This window comes from Streptomyces paromomycinus, assembly GCF_003865155.1.
GTDB classification, from domain to species: domain Bacteria; phylum Actinomycetota; class Actinomycetes; order Streptomycetales; family Streptomycetaceae; genus Streptomyces; species Streptomyces chrestomyceticus.
The window spans coordinates 8,559,225-8,578,895 of the sequence record NZ_BHZD01000001.1 but is presented as its reverse complement, the minus strand read 5'-3'; the positions used below and the strand labels follow the sequence as shown (position 1 = coordinate 8,578,895).

4 protein-coding genes are annotated in these 19,671 nt (G+C 73.7%); 2 read left to right on the top strand and 2 right to left on the bottom strand.

Features of this window, described 5'->3' with window-relative positions:
- Positions 1 to 23: 23 nt before the first annotated feature.
- Together OEIGOIKO_RS43645 and OEIGOIKO_RS36790 are read right to left on the bottom strand one after the other, a co-directional pair.
- Entirely contained in the window at positions 24 to 14,570 is a 14,547-nt protein-coding gene (locus OEIGOIKO_RS43645; RefSeq protein WP_125057668.1) for a type I polyketide synthase, read from the bottom strand.
- 684 nt (positions 14,571 to 15,254) lie between these two features.
- Positions 15,255 to 15,926, bottom strand: a complete 672-nt coding sequence (locus OEIGOIKO_RS36790; protein ID WP_125057667.1) for a DUF1707 SHOCT-like domain-containing protein — start codon at positions 15,924 to 15,926, stop codon at positions 15,255 to 15,257.
- Between the two features lie 451 nt (positions 15,927 to 16,377).
- On the opposite strand from OEIGOIKO_RS36790, the gene OEIGOIKO_RS36785 reads away from it, so the two are divergent.
- Positions 16,378 to 17,421, top strand: a complete 1,044-nt coding sequence (locus OEIGOIKO_RS36785; RefSeq protein ID WP_125057666.1) for a methyltransferase — start codon at positions 16,378 to 16,380, stop codon at positions 17,419 to 17,421.
- A gap of 378 nt (positions 17,422 to 17,799) precedes the next feature.
- Positions 17,800 to 19,560: a non-ribosomal peptide synthetase gene (locus OEIGOIKO_RS36780; protein ID WP_246177782.1), complete on the top strand. Its 1,761-nt coding sequence runs from the start codon at positions 17,800 to 17,802 to the stop codon at positions 19,558 to 19,560.
- The last annotated feature ends 111 nt before the right edge of the window (positions 19,561 to 19,671 follow it).

Genomic DNA, 19,671 nt, shown 5'->3' with positions numbered 1-19,671 from the left:
AAGAAGTCGCGGCGCTGGCCGGTTCAGTAGATTCCGAGTTCTTTGCCGATGAAGTCGAAGACTTCGTCGTCGGACGATGATTCGAGCTTCTCCGCGACTTCGGTTTCGGCGTTCTGGGCCTGGGTCTGCTTCCAGCGGGAGAGGACGAGCTCCAGCCGGCTGGTGATCTGGGCGGCGTCGCCGCCGGGCACTCCGGTGAGCATCTCCTCCAGCCGGTCCAGTTCGGCCAGGACGGGTCGGGCGGGGCTGCTCTCCTCGGTGAGGCGGTCCCGCAGGTGGCCGGCGAGTGCGGCCGAGGTCGGGTAGTCGAACAGCAGGGTGCTGGGCAGGCGCAGCCCGGTGGCGCGGCCCAGCCGGTCCCGCAGTTCCACGGCGGTCAGCGAGTCGGCCCCCAGGTCGCTGAAGGCCCGTTCGGCCTGTACCGACTCGGGGCCGGGGTGGCCCAGCACGGTGGCGGCCTCGGTCTGCACCAGTGTGATCAGCAGCCGGTCCTGTTCGGTCGGGGACAGGGCGGCGAGCTGTCGGGCCAGCGCGTTGCCTGCGGCCGACGCCTCGGGGGCGTCGCCGTCGTCGCCGCGGGCGGCCAGTGCCTGGACCACGTCGGGCAGGCTCTCGATCAGCGGGCTGGGGCGGCGCAGCGTGAACGGCGGCGCGAAGCGTTCCCAGTCCACGTCGGCGACGGTGAGCGTCGGCTCGTCGGCGTCCAGTGCCCGGGCCAGGGCGCCGAGCGCTGCCTGGGGGTCGATCAGGCGCAGGCCGCGCCGTTCCATGTGGCCGGTGGCTTCCTCGTCGGTCATGCCGCCGCCGCCCCACGGGCCCCAGGCCACCGAGGTGGCGGCCAGGCCGCGGGCCCGGCGGTCCTGGGCGAGGGCGTCCAGGTAGGCGTTGGCCGCCGCGTAGCCGGCCTGCATCGCGCTGCCCCAGGTGGCGGCGACGGAGGAGAACAGGATGAAGGCGTCCAGTTCCAGGTCGGCGGTGAGCCGGTCCAGGGTGGCCGCGCCGGCGGCCTTGGCCGCGAGGACCGCGGCCAGTTCCGGTACCGAGGCCTGGTCCAGCGGGGTCATCTGGCCGAGGCCGGCCGCGTGCAGGACGGCGGTCAGCGGCGGGCCGCCGACGCTGATCCAGTCGATCGCGCCGGCCAGCGCGGTCTCCTCGGCGGCGTCGCAGGCCAGGATGTCCACCTGTGTCCCGGCCGCCGCCAGTTCGGCGGCCAGCGCGACGCTGGTGGCGGCGCCGGGGCCGGAGCGGCTGGTGAGCACCAGCCGCTCGGCGCCACGGCCGGCCAGCCAGCGTGCCACGTGCCCGCCGATGGCGCCGGTGCCGCCGGTGATCAGGGCGGTGCCGCGCGGCGCCCACTGTTCGGCGCGTTCGCGCGGCTGCGCGGCGCGGGTCAGCCGGCGTCCGTGAATGCCGGACGGGCGGAGGGCGACCTGGTCCTCGGCGCAGCCTGCGAGTACGGCGCGCAGGCGCTGTGCGGTGTTCTCGTCCCACTGCTCGGGCACGTCGATCAGGCCGCCGCCGTGGTCGGGGTGTTCCAGGACGACGACCCGGCCCAGTCCCCATGCCTGTGCCTGCACCGGGCGGGCCGGTGCCTTTTCGGGCGCCACGGCGACAGCGCCGCAGGTGACGCCCCACACCGGGGCGAGCACGTGCTCGGCGACCAGGGCCTGCGTCAGGTTCTGGGAGCCGGCCAGGCCCTGTGTCAGCGCCGGGTGGCCGGGCAGCGGGGTCTCGTCGAGGGCCAGCAGGGAGACGACGCCGGCGACGCCGTCCGGGGGAAGCACCGCGGCGATCTGTGCTGCCAGCCGCTCGGGGTCGGCTGTCTGCGTGGCTTCCAGGGGAACGACCCGGGCGCCCCCGGCGGTCAGTGCCTGCGTGCAGTGCTCGGTCAGCGCCTGCGCGACCGGTCCGGCGGGGAACACCAGAAGCCAGGTGCCGCTCAGGTCTGCCGGGGCCGGGTCGGTGACCGGCTCCCAGTTCACCCGGTAGAACCAGTCGGCGGTGGCCGACCGGTCTTGCTCGCGGCGCCGCCAGGACGCCAACGCGGGCAGTGCCTGGGCCAGTTGCTGCGCGTCCTCCGCGGGGAGGGCGTCGGTGATACCGGTGAGGTCGCCGTCCTCGACGGCCGCCCAGAACCGGTCCTGCCCAGGGGCGGACGCGCTGTCGCCCCAGGCGTGCGGGAGGGTCTGTATGCCGTTGGGCCAGTACCGCTGGTGCCGGAAGGCGTACGTGGGCAGCTCAATCTGTTCACCGGCAGGCAGCACACGCGTCCAGTCCACCGGGACACCGTTGACGAAGGCACGGGCCAGACCGGTCAGCAGGCCTGCGGTGCCTTCGGTACTGCGCCGCTGGAGCGGGACGAAGGCGGGCTCGGCCCCGTCCACCGCTGCGACCGCGTCCGGGCCGAGGGAGGAGAGTGAGCCGTCCGGGCCCACTTCGAGGAAGACGGAGATGCCTTCCGCCGCGAGGGTAGCCACCGCGTCGGCGAAGCGGACTGTCTGGCGGGTCTGCGCGGGCCAGTAGTCAGCCTGCGGATCGGACACCAGCTCACCGGTGAGGGCACCGGCCCACATCACCTCCGGGCGACGGAACTCCAGCTTCTCCGCAACGGTACGGAGATCGTCCAGCACCGGGTCCATGGCCGGGGAGTGGAAGGCGTGCGAGACACGCAGGGGCCGCACCCGGCAGCCTCGGTCCCGCCACAGCTCCACCACCGCATCAACCGCCTCGGCCGCACCGGAGACGACCACGGATTCCGGACCGTTGACCGCCGCGACAGCCACCTCACCCGACACCTCGTCGAACGAGGCGATGACATCTGCCTCGGCGGCGTTGACCGCCGCCATCGCCCCACCCGACGGCAGCTCCTGCATCAGCCGGGCACGGGCCGCCACCAGCGCACAGGCATCCGACAGCGACAACACCCCAGCCACATGGGCCGCGGCCACCTCGCCCACCGAATGGCCCACCACCGCATCCGGCACCACACCAGCAGCCTTCAGCACCGCCGCCAGGGCTACCTCGAAGGCGAACAGACCCGCCTGCGCATACAGCGTTTGATCCGCCAGCCCAGCAGCTTCCGCATCACCCTCCAGGACGACATCCCGCAGGCGTACCTCGGTGCCCAGTTCCAGCTCCAGCAGCCCGCACACCCGGTCGAAGACCTCGGCGAACACCGCACTGCCCGCATACAGACCACGGCCCATACCCGCCCACTGCGCACCCTGCCCCGCGAAGATCAAGCCCACCCGGGCATCCGGCCGGGCCACGCCCGACACCACCTCGGGCGAGGATGTACCGGCCGCCAGGCTGTGCACGCCATCGAGAAGGGCACCACGCTCCGTACCGAGCACCACAGCGCGGTGCTCGAACGCCGACCGCGTCGCCGCCAGCGACCAGGCCACATCGGCCGCGCCCAGTTCCGGACGCGCCGACACCCACTCCCGCAACCGTCCAGCCTGCGCCGACAACGCCTCAGCCGTACGACCCGAAACCACCCACGCACCAGCACCAGCACCCGCAAGAGCCGCAACCGGCTCCGAACCGAAGCCCTCGCCCCCCGTCTCGGCCTGGACCTCGACCTCGGCCTCGACCGCAGGAGCCTCCTCCAGAATCACATGCGCGTTGGTACCGCTGATCCCGAACGCGGACGTACCGGCCCGGCGCACCCGGTCGCCACCGGAGGGCCACGGCACCGACTCCGTCAGCAACCGCACCTCACCCGCCGACCAGTCCACATGCGGCGAGGGCTGTTCGGCGTGCAGGGTGCGCGGCAGCTGTTCGTGCCGCAGCGCCAGCAGCATTTTGATCAGGCCTGCCATGCCGGCGGCGGCCTGGGTGTGGCCGATGTTGGACTTCACCGACCCCAGCCACAACGGCCGCCCCTCCGGACGCTCCTGGCCGTAGGTGGCCAGCAGCGCCTGCGCCTCGATCGGGTCGCCCAGCGGAGTGCCGGTGCCGTGCGCCTCCACCGCGTCCACCTCGGCGCAGCTCAGGCCCGCGTTGGCCAGGGCTGCGCGGATCACACGCTGCTGCGACGGTCCGTTGGGGGCGGTCAGGCCGTTGGAGGCACCGTCCTGGTTGACGGCGGAGCCGCGGATGACGCCCAGGACCCGGTGGCCGTTGCGCCGGGCGTCGGAGAGCCGCTCCAGTACGACCATGCCGGCGCCCTCGCCCATGCCCATGCCGTCGGCGTCGGCGGAGAACGCCTTGGAGCGGCCGTCCGCCGCCAGTCCGCGCTGCCGGGCGAAGCCGACCATCTCCCAAGGGGTGGCCATCACCGCGACCCCGCCGACCAGGGCCAGCGGGCACTCCCCGGAGCGCAGGGCCTGGGCGGCGGTGTGCAGCGCCACCAGCGCCGAGGAGCAGGCGGTGTCCACCGTCAGCGCCGGGCCCTCCAGGCCCAGGACGTAGGAGACGCGGCCGGAGATGATGCTGGTCGCGTTTCCGGTGACCAGGTGACCCTCCACCTGGGCCGCGCCGTCCTGGCCGCCGAGCTGCATGCTGGCCAGGCTGTAGTGCGAGGAGTAGCCGCCGATGAACACGCCGGTGCGCGAACCGCGCAGGGTGGCGGGGTCCAGGCCGGCGGATTCCAGTGCCTCCCAGGACAGTTCCAGCATCAGGCGCTGCTGCGGATCCATGGCCAGCGCCTCACGCGGACTGATCCCGAAGAAGCCGGCGTCGAAGCGGGTGGCCTGGTGCAGGAATCCGCCTTCGCGGGTGTAGGAGGTGCCGGCGTGCGAGGGGTCGGGGTCGAACAGGGCGTCGGCGTCCCAGCCCCGGTCCTGCGGGTAGCCGGAGATTCCCTCGCCGCCGGCGGCCAGCAGGGCCCACAGCTCCTCGGGGGTGTTCACGTCGCCGGGGAAGCGGCAGCTCATGGCGACGACGGCGATCGGGTCGCGGTCGGCGTGGCCCGTGAGGTCCGGGGCCGGGGCCGCGGCGGGGCCGGTGTCCGGGGAGCCGAGCAGCGTGGTGCGCAGGTGTGCGGCCAGGACCGTGGGAGTGGGGTGGTCGAACATCAGCGTCGCCGGGAGGCGCAGTGCGGTCCAGGTGGCGATGCGGTTGCGCAGTTCGACCGAGGTCAGCGAGTCGAAGCCCAGCTCGCTGAAGGCGCGGCCGGGTTCGACCTCGTCGAAGCCGGCGTGGCCGAGGACGGCGGCGGCCTCGGTACGGATCCGGTCCACCAGCAGCCGGTTCTGTTCGGCCCGCGACAGCCCGGCCAGCTGCCGGGTCAGTTCGCCCGCGGCCGGCTGGGCGCCGCCGTCGGCGTGCCGGGCCGTCTTGAGCTGCTGCACCTCTGCCAGGTCACGCAACAGGGGTGCGTCGAGGGCCTGTTGCTGCCCGGGGGCGGCGGCGAAGGCGGCGAGGTCGAGGTCCATGACGGTCAGTACGGTGTCCGTGCCGGCCAGGGCGGTGCCCAGGGCCTGGACGGCCAGCTCGGGGTCCATCAGGACTTCCCAGCGGTTGCGGCGCAGCCGCTGCCGGGCCGCCTCGGTGGCCTGGGAGACGCCGTCGCCGGACCAGGGGCCCCAGGCGATGGACAGGGCGGGCAGGCCGCGGGAGCGCCGGTTCTCGGCCAGGGCGTCCAGGAAGGCGTTGGCCGCCGCGTAGTTGGCCTGCCCGGCACCGCCGAAGGTGGCGGCCGCCGAGGAGAACAGGACGAAGGCGTCCAGGTCGCGGTCGGCGGTCAGGGCGTCCAGGTGGGCGGCGCCGGTGGCCTTGGCGGCCAGGGCGTTGGCCAGCCGGTCCGTGTCCAGCCGGTCGAGCACGCCGTCGTCCAGGACGCCGGCGGTGTGCATGACGGCGGTCAGCGGCGGTCCGTCGGCGGCGATCCGGTCCAGGAGCGCGGCCAGCTGGGTACGGTCCGCGCTGTCGCAGGCGCGGATCTCCACGGTGGTGCCGGCGGCGGCCACGTGCGCGGCGAGGGCGGCGGCGCCCGGGGCTCCGGCGCCGGAGCGGCCGGTCAGCACCAGCCGCTCGGCGCCGCGGCCGGCCAGCCAGCGCGCCACGTGCCCGCCGACGGCACCGGTGCCGCCGGTGATCAGGACAGTGCCGCGCGGTGTCCACGGCCGGCCGGTGGCGGGCCGCGGGGCCCGGGCCAGCCTGCGGGCGAGGATGCCGGCGGGCCGGATGGCCACCTCGTCCTCCCCGCAGCCGGCCAGTACCGCGCACAGCCGGACGGCGGCCCGCTCGTCCAGGGTCGCGGGCAGGTCGATCAGACCGCCCCAGCGTTCGGGCTGTTCCAGTGCGACGACCCGGCCCAGGCCCCAGGTGGCCGCCTGCACGGGGCGGGTCAGCCGGTCGCCGGGGGCGGTGGCCACCGCGCCGGTGGTCGCCATCCACAGGGGCGCGCTGATGTCGGCGTCGGACAGTGCTTGCAGCAGGGTCAGGGTGCCGGCCAGGCCAGCGGGTACCGCCGGGTGGTCGGCCAGCGGTGTCTCGTCCAGTCCGAGCAGCGACAGCACATCGGTCACCGGCGGCGGGGTGGCGGCGGGGTCTGCTTCGGACGGCGCGATGCCGACGGGGCGCAGGGCATCGGCCAGCGTGGCGCGCTCGGTGCCCGCGGCCACCTGGACCACCTGAGTCAGGGCGCCGCGCGCGGTCAGTGCGTCGGTGCACGCCTGGATGAGGTCCATGGTGCCGGGGGCCGGTGCGGCGGGGACCGCCACCAGCCAGGTACCGGACGGGCGGGCCGGGGCCGGGTCGTTCAGCGGGCTCCAGCCGACCCGGTAGCGCCAGCCGGCGGTGACGTCGCGGTCCCGCTCGCGGCGCCGCCAGGCCGCCAGCGAGGCGAGCACCTCGCCGAAGGGCTGGGCGGCGTCCACGGCCAGCGTGGCGGCGAGGCGGGATGCGTCGCCGTCCTCGACCGCCGCCCAGAAGCGGGACTCGGCCTCGGTGGCCGCGCCGGGCTGGGCGGGGGCGAGGGCGGTGGGGCCGGCCGGGAGGTCGGCGCCGAGCCAGTATCGCTGGTCGGCGAAGGCGTAGGTGGGCAGGTCGATACGGCGGCCGGCGGGCAGCACCCGGCGCCAGTCGACGGCGGTGCCGGCCACGTGCAGCTGCGCCAGGGCCGCCAGCAGCCGCCGCGGGCCGCCGTGCTCCCGTTCCAGCGTCGCGGCGACCACCGGGGTACCGGCCGTGGCCAGTTCCTGGAAGGTCTCCTCGATGGCGGCGGTGAGCACCGGCTGCGGGGAGATCTCGACGAAGGTGGCGTGACCGGCCGCGGCCAGCTCCTGCACCGCCTGTTGGAAGCGCACGGTGTGGCGGAGGTTGGCGAACCAGTAGCCGGCGTCCAGCTGGGGGCCGTCCACCCAACGGCACTCGACGGTGGAGTACATCGGGATGTTCCCGGCCTGCGGCCGGATGCCGCCCAGCCGCTCGGCCAGCGCCCCGGACAACTGGTCCACCTCGGTCGAGTGCGCCACGAAGTCACCGGCCGGGACCGGCCAGCGCATGGCGCGCCGGGCCGCCAGGGCGGCCCCGAACTCGGCCAGCGCCTCCGGCTGCCCGGAGACCACGGTGGTGGCGGGCCCGTTGACCGCGGCGACGGCCAGCCGGTCGCCCCAGGGCTCCATCAGTTCACGTACGGCCGCGACGGGCAGCACCACCGACAGCATCCCGCCGCTGGTGCCCAGGGCGGACAGCTCCTGGCTGCGTACGGCCACGACGGCGGCCGCGTCCGGGAGGGAGAGGATGCCGGCCACCGTGGCGGCGGCGATCTCCCCTTGGGAGTGGCCGACCACCGCGGCGGGGGTGACGCCCGCGGCCTCCCACACCGCGGACAGCGCCACCATCACCGCCCACAGCAGCGGCTGTGCCACCTCGGCGCGCTCCAGTCCCGGCGCGCCGTCGGCACCGGCCAGCACGTCGGCCGGCGACCAGTGCACGTGCGGGGCCAGCGCTTCGGCGCACTGGGAGAAGCGTTCGGCGAACACCGGGGAGGTGGCCAGCAGTTCGCGGCCCATGCCGGCCCACTGGGCGCCCTGTCCGGGGAAGACGAAGACGGGACCGGCCTCCTCGGCGCCTTCGGCGGCCGCGGTGGTGCCGGCTATCACCTGGGGGCTGCTCAGTCCGGCGGCCAGCGTGTCCAGTCCCGCGGTGAGTTCCGTACGGTCCGCGCCGCTCACCACGGCCCGGTACTCGTGCACCGTACGGGTGGTCGCCAGCGACCAGGCGATGTCCGCCGCCTGAGCCTCGGGGCGGGCCGCCAGGTGCTCCGCCAGTTGGGCGGCCTGCCGGCGCAGTCCGTCCGCCGTCCGCCCGGACACCAGCCAGGCGACGGGGCCAGGCGCCGCCCACAGCGCGGGCGGTGCCACGGCGTGTCCGCCGTCACCGGACGCGCCGGCGGGCAGGGCCTGCGGGTCCGGCAGGGCCTGCGGGTCCGGCAGGGCCTGGGCTGCCTCGGGGGTCTGTGGGGTCTCGGGGGCCGACGAGGTCTCAGAAACCTCAGCGGCCTCAATGGCCTCGGGAGCCTCTTCGAGGATGAGGTGGGCGTTGGTGCCGCTGACGCCGAAGGAGGAGATGCCGGCCCGGCGTGTCCGTGCGCCGCCGGCCGGCCAGGGCTGCGCCTGGCTCAGCAGCCGTACCGCGCCCGCGGTCCAGTCGACGTGCGGCGAGGGCTGCTCGGCGTGCAGGGTCTTCGGCAACTGCTCGTGCTGGAGCGCCAGCACCATCTTGATCAGGCCGCTGATGCCGGCCGCACCCTGGGTGTGGCCGATGTTGGACTTCACCGACCCCAGCCACAGCGGGTCGCGTTCGCCGCGGTCCTGGCCGTAGGTGGCCAGCAGGGCCTGTGCCTCGATCGGGTCACCCAGCGGGGTGCCCGAGCCGTGCGCCTCCACCGCGTCCACCTCGGCGCAGGTCAGCGAGCAGCCGGCCAGCGCCTCGTGGATGACGCGCTGCTGCGCGGGCCCGTTGGGCGCGGTCAGCCCGTTGGACGCCCCGTCCTGGTTGACCGCCGAGCCGCGCACCACCGCGAGCACCGGGTGGCCGTTGCGGCGGGCGTCGGAGAGCCGCTCCAGTACGACCATGCCGGCGCCCTCGGCGATGCCCATGCCGTCCGCGTCGGCGGCGAAGGACTTCGAGCGGCCGTCCGGGGCCAGTCCGCGCTGCTTGCTGACCCAGACGAACAGCTCCGGGGTCGAGGCGACGAACACGCCGCCGGCCAGCGCCAGGGTGCACTCACCCGAGCGCAGCGCCTGCGCGGCCAGGTGGACCGCCACCAGCGCCGAGGAGCAGGCGGTGTCCACGGTCATCGCCGGGCCCTGGAGGCCCAGGGTGTAGGCGAGGCGGCCGGAGAGCACGCTGGTCGTGGTGCCCGTCAGCAGGTGCGCCTCCAGGCCCTGGGCCGCCTCCGGCTGGGCGAGGCCGTAGCCGGAGAAGCTGGCGCCGGCGAACACGCCGGTGCGGCTGCCGCGCAGCGAGCCGGGGACGATGCCGCTGCGCTCCAGCGCCTCCCAGGAGGTGCCCAGGAGCAGCCGCTGCTGGGGGTCCATGGCGAGGGCCTCGCGCGGGCTGATCCCGAAGAAGCCGGCGTCGAAGCGGGTGGCGTCGTGGACGAACCCGCCCTGCCGCACATAGGCGGTACCCGGCGCGTCCGGGTCCGGATCGTAGAGGGCGTCCAGGTCCCATCCGCGGTCGGCCGGGAAGGCTCCGATCGCATCGGTGCCGCCGGCCAGCACCTGCCACAGGTCCTCGGGGGTCTTGACCCCGCCGGGGAAACGGCAGCCCATGCCGACGACGACCACCGGGTCGTCCTCCTCCGCACCGGCCCGCACCGGGACCGCGACGGCGGCGTCGGCCCCGGCGTCCGGGCTGCCCAGCAGCTCGGCGGCCAGGTAGCCGGCCAGCACCCTGGGGCTGGGGTAGTCGAAGAGCAGCGTGGCGGGCAGCGCCAGGCCGGTGGCGGCGGCGAGCCGGTTGCGCAGCTCCACCGCGGTCAGCGAGTCGAAACCCAGCTCGCTGAAGGCCCGGCCACTGCCGACGGCCTGTACGGAGGAGTGTTCCAGCACGGCTGCCGCTTCGCCCCTGACCAGGTCGGTCAGGGTGCGCTGCTGCTCGGCGGCGCTCTGCCCGGCCAGTCGGCGCAGCAGCGAGCCGCGCGCCTCGGGGACGGTTTCGGCCTCCTCGGCGGTGCCGGCTGCCAGCGCCGCCGCGACCTCGGGCAGGCCGGCGATCAGCGGGCTGGGGCGGCGCAGCGTGAACGGCGGCGCGAACTGCGCCCAGTTGACGTCCACCACCACTGGCCGGCTCTCGCCGCCGTCCAGGATCTGTGCCAGCGCTCCGGTGGCCGCCGGGGGGTCCAGCAGCCGCAGCCCGCGCCGCTCCAGCTGGACGCCGTCGTCTCCGGTGGCGGTGGTGCCCGCGTTCCACGGGCCCCAGGCCACCGCGAGAGCGGTCAGGCCACGGGCGCGCCGGTGCTCGGCCAGCGCCTCCAGATAGGCGTTGGCCGCGCTGAAGCCGGGCTGCCGGCCGCCGCCCCACACGGCGGCGACCGAGGAGAACAGTACGAACGCGTCCAGGTCGCAGTCGGCGGTCAATTCGTCCAGTATCGCCGCCGATCCGGCCTTGGCCGCCAGCACCTCGGCCAGCTGCGCCGCGTCCAGGTCGTCCACCGGCACGCTGTCGACGATCTCCGCCAAGTGCAGCACCGTGGACAGCTCCGGTCCCCGGGCCCGCGTCCACGCCAGTACCCCGGCCGTCTCGGCGCGGTCGCTGACATCGCACGCCACGACGTCCACCCGGCTGCCCGCGGCGGCCAGTTCGGCGGCGAGCGCCGCGACCCCCTCGTGCTCGGGAGCGCCGGTCAGCACCAGCCGCCGGGCGTCGCGCCCGGCCGCCCAGCGCGCGACGTGTCCGCCGACCGCCGTGGTGCCGCCGGTGATCAGGACACTGCCGCCCGGCGTCCACGGCTGGTCCGGCAAGGCGGGCTGCGGGGCGTGGGTCAGCCGTCGGCCCAGGATGGCGGCCGCTCGGATCGCCACCTGATCCTCACCGCAACCGGCCAGCACCGCACCCAGGCGTGCCGCGACCTGCCCGTCCGCGTTGTCCGGTCCGTCCGATCCGTCGAAGTCGGCGGGCAGGTCGATCAGTCCGCCCCAGCGCTCGGGATGCTCCAGGGCGACGACCCGGCCGAAGCCCCAGACCTGGGCCTGGAGCGGGCTGTTCGGCGCCTCGCCGGAGCCGGTGGCGACAGCGCCACGGGTGGCTACCCACAGCGGGGCGTCCACCTCGGCGTCGCCGAGGCCCTGCACCAGGGTGAGGGTGGCGGCCAGGCCCACAGTCAGCGACGGGTGGCCCGGCATCGGCGTCTCGTCCAGCGCCAGCAGGGAGAGAACGCCGGCGAACCCGTCCGACGGCAGTGCCGCGCGCACCTGCTCGGCCACCGCCTCACGTGCGACGGCCCCGGCTGTCTCCAGCACCACGACGTCCGCTCCACGGGCAGACAGCGCCGCACGGCACTGCCGGGCCGCCTCGCCGTCGGCCTCCTGGGCCGGTACGAGCAGCAGCCAGCGACCGGTCAGGCGAGCCGGTGCCGGATCGGCCACCGGCGCCCAGGTGACCTGATAGCGCCAACCCTCGGTGGCCGAACGTTCCCGCTCCCGGCGCCGCCAGGACGCCAGCACCGGCAGCACCTCAAGCAGCTGCCGACGGTCCTCGACGGCCAACGTGTCCGCGAGATCCGACAGGTCGCCACCTTCGACGGCGGCCCAGAACCGCGCCTCCACCTCGGTGGGTGCCCCGTCCCCGGCGCCGACGGCAGCAGAGGTCTCCAGCCAGTAGCGGCGGTGCTGGAAGGCGTAGGTGGGAAGATCCACCACCTCACCGGTCGGCAGAACCTTGCGCCAGTCCACCGGCAGCCCCGCCACATGCGCCTGCGCGAAGGCGCGCAGCAGACCGGCCGCACCGGCATCGGACTGGGACAGGGTGCCGATGCTCAACACCTGCGCGGCGCCCGCATCCGCATCCTCAGCGGTTTCGGTCACCGCAGCGGTCAGCACCGGATGCGGCGAGACCTCGACGAACGCTCCGTAACCGGCCTCCAGCAGACTCCGGACGGCATCCTCGAAACGCACCGTCTGCCGCAGGTTCGCAAACCAGTACCCGGCATCCGCCTCCTGCCCGGCCAGCCACTCGCCCGTAACCGTGGAGACCATCGGAACGCGACCCGCCTGCGGGGCTATCTCCGACAGCTCCTCCCGGAGCCGGTCGGCAAGCGGCTCCACCGCCGCCGAATGCGCCACGAAGTCCGTGGCCGGGATACGCCAGCGCAGCACCTTGCGCGCCGCCAGCTCCCGCTCGAACGCCGCCAGCGCCTCCGACTCACCCGACACCACCACGGATGCCGGACCATTGACCGCAGCCACCGACAACCGGCCGTCGAAACCCGCCACCAGCTCACGCACCGCACCGGCCGGCATCACCACCGACACCATCGCCCCGGCCACATCCAGCCCCGACAGCGCACGGGACCGCACCGCCACCACCCGCGCCGCATCCTCCAGCGACAGCATTCCGGCCACGGTGGCCGCAGCAATCTCCCCCTGCGAGTGACCCACCACCGCATCCGGGGCGACACCCGCCGCCTCCCAGACAGCAGCCAGCGACACCATCACCGCCCACAACGCAGGCTGGACAACCTCAGCCGCCTCCAACGCGGGAGCGCCCTCCGCCCCCGTCAGGACATCGCTGAGCGACCAGTCCACATACGGCGCCAGCGCCGCCTCACACTCCGCCAACCGCGCCGCGAACAACGGCGACGAAGCCAACAACTCCCGTCCCATACCGACCCACTGAGCACCCTGCCCAGCGAACACAAACACCGTCCGACCCGTGGCCCGAGCAACCCCCGACACCACACCCGGCGCGGCCGACTCACCGCCCGCCAGATCTCGCACGCCATCCAACAACCCCGCCCGGTCGCCAGCCACGACCACACCACGATGCTCCAACACCGCCCGCGTAGCCGCCAACGACCACGCCACATCAACCGGACGCAACGCCGGACGCTCCGCCGCCCACTCCCCCAACCGCCCCGCCTGCGCAGCAAGACCCTCCGCAGACCGACCCGACACCAACCACGCCGTGGGACCACCATCGGCGAGCAGCTCAGGCGCGGGGGCGGTGGCCACCGGGGCGGGGGCCCCGTCGGTGTCCGTCTCCTCGGTCTCCTCGGCCGGGAGCTCCTCGGCCGGGGCCTCCTCCAGAATGACGTGCACGTTGGTGCCGCTCATCCCGAACCCGGAGACACCCGCCCGGCGTACCCGCTCACCACCGGGCCACGGCACCGACTCCGCCAGCAGCCTGACCTCACCCGCCGACCAGTCCACATGCGGCGTCGGCTCATCCACATGCAGCGTACGCGGCAACCGCCCATGCTGAAGAGCCAGCACCGTCTTGATGACACCCGCAACACCAGCGGCTGCCTGCGTGTGACCGATATTGGACTTCACCGACCCCAGCCACAACGGCCGCCCCTCCGGCCGCTCCCGGCCATAGGTGGCCAGCAGGGCCTCAGCCTCGATCGGGTCGCCCAGCTTGGTCGCCGAGCCATGCGCCTCCACCACGTCCACATCACCAGGAGTGAGACGGGCATTGGCCAGCGCGGCACGGATCACCCGCTGCTGCGCGGGACCGTTGGGCGCGGTCAGCCCGTTGGACGCACCGTCCTGGTTGACCGCGCTGCCCCGCAGCACGGCGAGCACGTGGTGGCCGTTGCGCCGCGCGTCGGAGAGGCGCTCGACCACCAGCAGGCCCACCCCCTCGGCCCAGCCCGAACCGTTCGCGTCCTGGCTGAAGGACTTGCAGCGTCCGTCGTCCGACATGCCCCGCTGCCGGGAGAAGCCCACGAACACGGACGGCGCGGAGATCACCGTGGAACCGCCGGCCAGCGCCAGCGAGCACTCCCCCGCGCGCAGCGCCTGCGCGGCCATGTGCAGGGCCACCAGCGAGGAGGAGCACGCGGTGTCCACCGTCACCGCCGGGCCTTCCAGGCCGAAGGTGAAGGCCAGGCGGCCCGAGGTGACGCTGGTGGAGACGCCGGTCAGCAGATGCCCCTCCAGCCCCTGGGTCTTGACCGAGGGGCCGGTGCCGTAGCCCTGGCCGTAGGAGCCGGCGAAGACACCGGTGGAGCTGCCGCGCAGCGCGTTCGCGTCGATACCGGCCTGCTCCAACGCCTCCCAGGCAACCTCCAGCAGCAGCCGCTGCTGCGGGTCCATGGCCGCCGCCTCGCGCGGGCTGATCCCGAAGAAGTCCGCGTCGAAGTCGGTCGCGTCGTAGACGAACCCGCCGTGCCGCGCGTAGGAGGTGCCCGGACGGTCCGGGTCGGGGTCGTAGAGGTTCTCCAGATCCCAGCCGCGGTCGGCCGGGAACGGGCCGATCGCGTCGGTGCCGGAAGCCAGCAGCCGCCACAGGTCCGCGGGGCCGTTCACCCCGCCGGGGAAGCGGCAGCCCATACCGACGATCGCGATCGGCTCCTGGCTGCGTTCCTCCACCTCGGTCAGCCGGCGGCGGACCTGGCGCAGATTGGCCGTCACGAGCTTGAGGTAATCGCGGAGCTTGTCTTCGTTGGCCATCAGAAACCCGCCGTCCTGCCTGCCGAGATACGCCGCTCCGATCTCTGTGACCGCGATGCGGACTGCCCAGGAATTACGCCATACTTCGGTGCGCGGGCAGCGCGGGGGAAAACACCCGGGCCCGGCAGTGGAATACCTTCACGCTCTCTCTGCGGGAAGGACCCGTGGGCCCCTGCCGCTCAATGCGCCACCTCACGATTACCGTCAATACGTCCGGACGAAGAAACCGGGTGACGCTGAGAATTCCCTGAAGGTCGAGCCCACCGGTGACAGGAACCTATCCAGGGCCCACAGGGGTCGCAACGTGTCAGTTGAACGCCCCGTCAGGCAGCACACCAGCACCGACATCAGTGCCGGCACCAGCGCCGGCACGACGCCCGGCCGGGCACGGACAGCCCCTCACATCCGACCGCCACCCCGTCGAAGAGCGCCCCACGAAAAGCACCCACGCAAAAACCCGGCCCGGCCCGGAACGGCAACGGCAACGGCAACGGCAACGGCAACGGCAACGACAGACCGACAGCCCGACAGCCCGGCCGCCACCGCGGGAAAGAACGCCTCGCGGAAGGGAACCGGGCTGGGGGGTGGCGACGGCCGCTCCGCGGCATGAATACCGGCGCGGGGCGGCGTGACGGCTTTCCGCCGCCCCGCCGCCCCGCGCCGGTCTTGCTGCGCGATCCTGCTTCAGCTCTTCTCCGCAGCGCCGTTCTTGGCGTCCTCGCCGCGCAGCCACCGGCCCAGCGTCCGCCGCGGGTGGCGGACCACCACGTCACCGCCCTTGAGGAGCCCGGTGACGTACACCTCGTGTTCGACCGGCGCCTGCGCGTCGGAGGCGGGATTGCGGTACTTGACCTCGCCCACCTTCACGGTCAGGTCGTCGGTGTGCACCACGATGCCCGGCCGGACCACCAGGACCAGATTCCCGCCGACGCTGATCTGCACGTCGAGGTCCAGCCTGGCGTGGCGGAACTCGGCCTCGGTGAGGTCGAGTTTGACGTCCCCGCCGTGCATCCGTACCTCCAGGTGGCGCGGGACCTCCCAGGCACCGGAGCGGTGCAGGGTGCCCCACCGCTGGTCGATCTGCACGACGTCCCGGCCTCGCCCGGGCTGCTGCTCCCCGGAACCGGCCGGCACCGGGGATACGGGCAGATCACGGGTCAGCCGGGCGAGTTCGCCGACCGTACGGGCGCGCAGCGCGCTCTCCACCCGTTCACCGACCTCCTCCAAGGTCAGGCGTCCGTCCCCGGCGGCGTCCCGCAATATCTCCGCCACCTGCTCCCGGTCCGCGTCCGAGGCCCGCATGGCCGCCTGCTCGTCCTGCGTGCCGTCGTCGGTCGGCACCTTCTCATCGCTCATACCCCCACCCTCTTCCTCCCCCGGCGCAAACTCAAGGCACACCGGCCCGACGCCGCTGCCGGCCCGGCCACAACGGCAGCACCCCTCGGACGTTCAACTGCCGACCAGGCGCGCGTGAACGCCCCCGGACCAGGCAGGCCGCCCCCGGACCAGGCAGGTCCGTCACAGGTTGAACAGCACGTCCGCAGCGACGGTCCGTCTAGCGTGTGCCGCACAGACTGCGCCCGCACAGCAGCACCACCGCGCCTGGCCCGTACACCGCCCGGAACATCACCGCCGCCCGCAACGGCGGCGCCGCGTGCACCGGCCGCCCCGCCCCGCCACAGGCCGCCACCGCCCGCTCCGCCCGCGCTCGTACCGCCGGGACGGCACCAGACGGCCCACGGGACGGCCTTGGCGGGGCAGGGCGGCCGGGACACCGGCCCGGCATCGGCCACCTGCCGTGACGGCCATGACCGATTGGGGAACCGGAATGTCGTTGATGAACCTGCTCATGGGAGCCATGGCCTCCTCGGCCGTCGGCACCGCCGCCGAACTGGGCATCGCCGACGCCCTGGCCGACGGCCCGGCCACCGCCGACGAACTGGCCAAGACCGTCGAGGCGGACACCGACTCCCTCGACTCCGTCCTCCAGGCCCTGACCGCACTGGGTGTCTTCACCCGCGACGCGGACGGCCGCTACGCCAACTCCCCGATGTCCGAACCGCTCAGGAGCGACCACCCCGATTCGGTCCGCCACCTGGCGACCCTGCTGTGCGGCCTCTACGGGCAGGCCGCGACCGGCGGCCTCACCCAGGCCGTACGCGCCGGCACGTCCGTGATGCCTTGCACCTTCGGCGTCGGACTCTACGAGTACCTCGACAGCCACCCGGACACCGCCCGGATCTTCGACCTCGCCATGCAGGACTGGACCCGTCCGATCGCCACCCTGCTGGCCGACAACCTTCCCCTCGACGACGTGCACACCGTCGTCGACGTCGGCGGCGGCAACGGCACCCTGCTCCAGGCCCTCCTGAGCGCCCACCCGCACCTGAACGGCATCTGCGCCGACCGCCCCGACACCTGCGACCGCGCCGAGCACACCCTGGCCGAATCCCAGCAGGACGACCTCGCCCGCCGCCTCACCTTCCGGCCCACCGACATCCTCCAGGACGTCCCCACCGGCGGCGACCTCTACCTCATCAAGAACGTCCTGCACGACTGGAACACCACCACCAGCGTGCAGATCCTGCGCAACATCCGCACCGCCATGACCGCCACGCCCCGCACTTCCGCCGGAGCCCCGCCCAAGCTCCTGATCATCGACCCGCTGGCCGAGCACGACTCCGGAGCCGCGTTCCGCAACGTCATCAAGATGGTGGTCGGCGAGCCCCGGACCCGCTCCCGCAGCGAGGCGGACATCCGCCGCGAAGCCACCGAAGCCGGTTTCGACGTCCTGTCCATCACCCCGTGCCCCGCAGACCTCAGCGTCATCACCTGCGTCCCCACCTCCTGACCTCCGCACCAGCCGACACCACGCCCCGGCCGCAGCGGTCCCGGCCGCAGCGGTCCCGGCCGCAGCGGTCCCGGGCAGGCACAGCCCGGCCTCCGGCCCCCGCGCCAACCCACCAGCCCTGCCGTTCGTCTCACATGGCGAGACGAACGGCAGGGCTGGCTGCTGTCCGCCATGGCCTCTCGCCGTCGCCGGAATGCGTCGACGCGCGTCCGGCGGCTCACTAACTTTGCCGGGGCCGGGTGGTTCACCGGCGCGTTCGTGTGCCGGAGGTGCCCGTGGCTCCCGGCCCCTCCGTGGCGTTCGGCCGCGGCCCGAGCGTCCGTCATCAACGTTGAGCACCGTGCGGCAGCGCCCGTGCGGAGCGTGCGGGAGGAAGCAGTGACAAGCACCCCAGGCGTCGGCACGCTGACCGGGCTCTTCAGCCGCTCGGTGCGGCTCCACCCCGGCCGGATCGCCGTCAGTGACGACCGGCGGTCGCTCACCTACGCGGAGCTGGACCGGGAATCCGACGCCGTCGGCGCGCTGCTGCGCAGTCACGGTGTCGGCACCGAGGACCGGGTCGGCCTGTACGTCGACCGGTCCGTCCAGCTTCTTGTCGCGGTGCTCGGGATCCTCAAGGCCGGGGGCGTCTACGTGGCGGTGGACACCCGCTATCCGGAGGCCCGCAGGCACATGATGCTCGGCAGGAGCGGCGCCAAGGTCGTGCTCACCGAGGGCGGCTGGGAGGACCGGCTCGGCGGGACCGCCGCCAAGATCGTCGCCGTCAGCGACCGGTCGGCGTTCGAGGGCCGGCGCGCCGAAGCCGTCGTCGAGCCGCAGCACGCGGCCAGTGTGCTGTTCACGTCGGGGTCGTCCGGGGAACCGAAGGCGATCGTCCTGGAGCACCGCAACCTCGTCTCCTTCGCCGGCAACCCGGGCATGCCCGTGCTCCGGCCGGAGGACCGGACCGGGCAGGTCTCCAGCGTCTCCTTCGACGCCTTCCACTTCGAGATGTGGAGCACCTTGGCGGCCGGCGCGCGGACCGTGATCCTGCCGACGGTGCCGGAGTTGCTCGCCGCCGGCTTCCGGCAGCAGATGGAGCGGTACGGCATCACCGCGATGGTGGTCCCCACCATGGTCGTCAACCACGTCGTGCACGAGGACCAGGACGCCTTCGCGCCCTTGCGGGTCCTGGGCGCGGGCGGTGACGTCCTCCTGCCGTCCGCCTGCCGCTCGCTGCTGAGCGGCAGCTTCACCGGCAGTCTCTACAACTGCTACGGCCCCGCGGAGATCACCACCGGGTGCACCGCGCACCTGGTGACCCGGGAGGACGCCGAGAGCGACGTCGTGCCGATCGGCCGCCCGATCGAGGGTGCGACGGTCCGGGTCCTCGACGCCGGGCTGCGGCCGGTCGCCCCGGGCGAGACCGGCGAACTGTTCGTCGGCGGGCCCGGTGTGGCCCGCGGCTACCAGGACCAGGACGACCTCACCCGGGAGCGCTTCCTCGACGTACCCGACGAGGACGGCGCCGTTCTGCGGATGTACCGTACCGGCGACCTGGCCCGGCAGCGGGCGGACGGAGTCCTGGTCTTCGTCGGCCGCGCCGACGACCAGGTGAAGATCCGCGGCTACCGGGTGGAGCCCGGCGAGGTCGAACGCGGGCTGCGCCGCTACCCGGAGGTCCTGGAAGCCGTGGTGCTCGCCGACGGCGAGGGCAACGACCGCAGGCTGGTGGCTTTCGTGGTCCTCGATGCCGCGCTGGGCGTCGAGGAGCTGCGCGCCCGCGCCGAACGCGACCTGGCCGACTTCATGGTGCCCAGCCGGTTCGTCGTCCAGGACGGGATTCCGGTCACCGTGAACGGAAAGCGCGACGTGGACGCGTTGCGCGAGGTGCTCGCCGCGCAGCAGGCGGGCGGGACGGCGTACGCCGAGCCGCGGAGCGAGACCGAGCGGTACCTGACCGGGCTCTGGGAAGAGCTGCTGAATGTCGAGCAGGTCGGCCGGGACGAGGACTTCTTCGGCCTGGGTGGTCACTCTCTGCTGGCGTTCCGCATGCACCACCGCATCAATCGGGAGCTGGACGCGCGGCTGACCTTCCCCACGCTGCTGGACAACACCGTTCTGAAGGATCTGGCGGTGGCTGTCGACGCCACGCGTTAGGCACTGCCGTCACCCTCCCCCTGCCGTACGGGCCGTCATCGGCCGCTGTCCCCCTCCGTTCCCCCTTCCCGTGGCTCGCTCCGGCCTTCCCGCCCCCACGTCCAGAACACG